3 protein-coding genes are annotated in these 2,563 nt (G+C 76.2%); all 3 read right to left on the bottom strand.

The annotated features are described in order from the left end of the window. Positions 1 to 1,218: VWA domain-containing protein (locus tag E5198_RS20895; RefSeq protein WP_136491825.1), on the bottom strand; the 1,218-nt coding region annotated here is incomplete at its 3' end. Further along, positions 1,215 to 2,225: a VWA domain-containing protein gene (locus E5198_RS20890; protein ID WP_136491824.1), complete on the bottom strand. Its 1,011-nt coding sequence runs from the start codon at positions 2,223 to 2,225 to the stop codon at positions 1,215 to 1,217. The genes E5198_RS20890 and E5198_RS20895, both read right to left, overlap by 4 nt. After that, positions 2,218 to 2,563, bottom strand: a 346-nt coding sequence (locus E5198_RS20885) for a DUF4381 domain-containing protein (protein ID WP_136491823.1), incomplete at its 5' end; no start/stop codon positions are given. The genes E5198_RS20885 and E5198_RS20890, both read right to left, overlap by 8 nt.

Below are 2,563 nucleotides of genomic sequence, written 5' to 3'. Positions count from 1 at the left end.
GGCGGCGGCATCGTCGCCGGCGGCGAAGGCGGCCGCGGCGGCCGCGTAGTCGCCGGCCCGGTAGAGGGCGATGCCGCGCCACTGCGGGTCGCGGAAGCGCTGCGCGGCGGCGGCCGGCTGGTCGGCCTCGAGCAGGCGCATGCCCTGCTGATCGGGGCGCCGCCAGAGGTCTTCGAGTTCGAAGGCCATGGCCGGCGGCGGCTGCACCAGCAGCAGGGCGAAGGCGAACAGCCAGCCGCGCCGGCCGGCGCAGGCGGCCAGCAGGAGCAGCGGCAGCAGCAGCCAGTGGCCCTGGTCGGCCCAGCCGGACAGCGGTCGCAGGCCCTCGGCCTGGTCAGCGCGCGTGGCGCGGCGCGCCAGCAGGCCGAGGCTGGCGAGGTCGCCGTCGTCCAGGCGCAGGGTGCTGTAGCCGCCGCCGAGTTCGGCGGCGAAGCCGGCCAGCTGCTCGCCACGCAGGCGCGGCAGCAGGATGGCGCCGCTGGCATCGCGCAGGAAGCCGCCGTCCTCCAGCTGCACCGGAGCGCCCTGCGGAGTGCCGACGCCGAGCAGCAGCAGCGGGTTGGCACGGCCGTCGAGGGCGGCGTGGATGCCGTCCTCCTCGCTCGGGCCGAGGGCGCCGGTGAGCAGCAGCAGGCGGCCGTGGCCGTTGGCGCCCTGGTCGAGCAGGGCCAGGGCGCGCTGCACGGCGAGGTCGGCGCGCTGGCCGGGTTCGGGCATCAGCGAGGGAGTCAGCGCGGCCAGCAGGTTCTGCGCGGTGGCCAGGTCGTTGGACAGCGGCACCAGCACGTGGGCGCTGCCGGCGTAGACGACGATGGCGGTGGGCGCCTCGCCGCGCGCGGCGAGCAGGTCGAGCAGCTTGCGCCGCGCCGCCTCCAGGCGGTTGGGGGTGATGTCCTCGGCGAGCATCGCCGGGGTCAGTTCGAGGATCGCCACCAGCGGGTCGCCGCGGCTCTGCGCCGGCTGCTCCTCGGCGCTCCAGCCGGGGCCGAGCAGAGCGAGCAGGGCGAGCAGCCAGGCCAGGCCGAGCAGCAGCCAGGGCAGGCGGTCCTGGCGGCCGCGCCCGCCATGCAGCAGCCACGCCTGGAAGGCGGGCGGCAGCAGCGCCTGCCAGCGCCCGAGGCGGCGCTTGCGGTGCCACAGGCGCCACAGCAGCCAGGCCAGCAGCGGCACCAGCAGCAGCCAGGCGGGACGGGCCAGGTGCGGCAGCAGGCTGCTCATGGCCGCCTCCGGCGCAGGGGCGGCGGGCCGTGCGGCCACAGCTCGTGGGCCACCAGCAGCAGGCTGAGCAGCACGGCCGCGGCCAGCGGCCAGGGATACAGCGGGGTGGCGCGGTACACCGTGGTCGGCGTCTGCAGCACCGGCTGCAGGCGGTCGAGGGTCTCGGCGATGGCGCGCAGCTCGTCCTGGGAGCGGGCGCGGAAATACTGGCCGCCGGTGACCGCGGCCAGCTCGCGCAGCAGCGGCTCGTCGAGGTCGAGGCCGGGGTTGAGGCCGTACAGGCCGACCGCGCCGGCCTGCTCGGCGTCGGCGCCGATGCCGATGGTGTACAGGGTCACCCCCTCGCCGGCGGCCAGCCGCGCGGCGGTCAGCGGCGCCACCTCGCCGCCGGTGTTGGCGCCGTCGGTGATCAGCACCAGCACGCGGCTGTCCGCCGGGCGCTGGCGCAGGCGCTTGACCGCCAGGCCGATGGCGTCGCCGATGGCGGTGTTCTTGCCGGCGATGCCGACCACCGCTTCCTCCAGCCACTGGCGCACGCTCTGGCGGTCGAAGGTCAGCGGCGCCTGCAGGTAGGCCTGGCTGCCGAACAGGATCAGGCCGATGCGGTCGCCGCTGCGCCCGGCGACGAATTCGCCGAACAGCCGCTGCACCAGGGTCAGGCGGCTGACCGTCTCGCCCTGCCAGTGCATGTCGCGGTAGTCCATGGAGCCGGAGACGTCGACGGCGAGCAGCAGGTCGCGGCCGCTGGAGGGCAGCGGCAGCGGCTCGCCCAGCCACTGCGGGCGCGCCGCGGCCAGCACCAGCAGCAGCCAGAGCAGGGCGAACGGCGCCTGGCGCCGCCAGCCTGGCAGGCGCGGCCGGGCGCGCTTGCCGCCGAGGTTCTCCAGCTCGTCGAGGAAGGTCACCCGCAGCGCCGCCTCGCCGCTGTCGGCCGGCGGCAGCAGCAGGCGCAGCAGCCAGGGCAGCGGCAGGAGCAGGGCGATCCACGGCCAGGCGAACTCAAGCATGCTTGCGGATCCAGGTTTCCACCGCCTGCTGCAGGCCGTCGATGGCCTTGTCGTCGAGGCGGCAGTCGGCGCGGTAGGTGCCCTCGACGAGGATCATCCAGCGGGTCAGGCCGGCGGCGGGGCAGCGGTTGTCGAGGAAGGCCAGCCAGGCGCGCCCGCTCAGGGTGTGGCTGTGGCTGTCGGGATAGTGGGCGCGGCACAGGCGCTTGAGCAGGCCGTTGAGCGCCTGCAGCCAGGGACCGGCCGGCGCGCGGTCGTAGGGCCGCGGCAGGCCGCGCAGCTCGTCGAGCGCCGCCTGGCGCTGCGGGTCGATCTCGCCGGCCGGCGACGGCGGCGGG

This window comes from Pseudomonas sp. A-1 (genome assembly GCF_004801855.1).
Classification (GTDB): Bacteria; Pseudomonadota; Gammaproteobacteria; order Pseudomonadales; family Pseudomonadaceae; genus Geopseudomonas.
The sequence above is the reverse complement of the archived record's forward strand: the minus strand, read 5'-3'. Positions and strand labels throughout refer to the sequence as shown.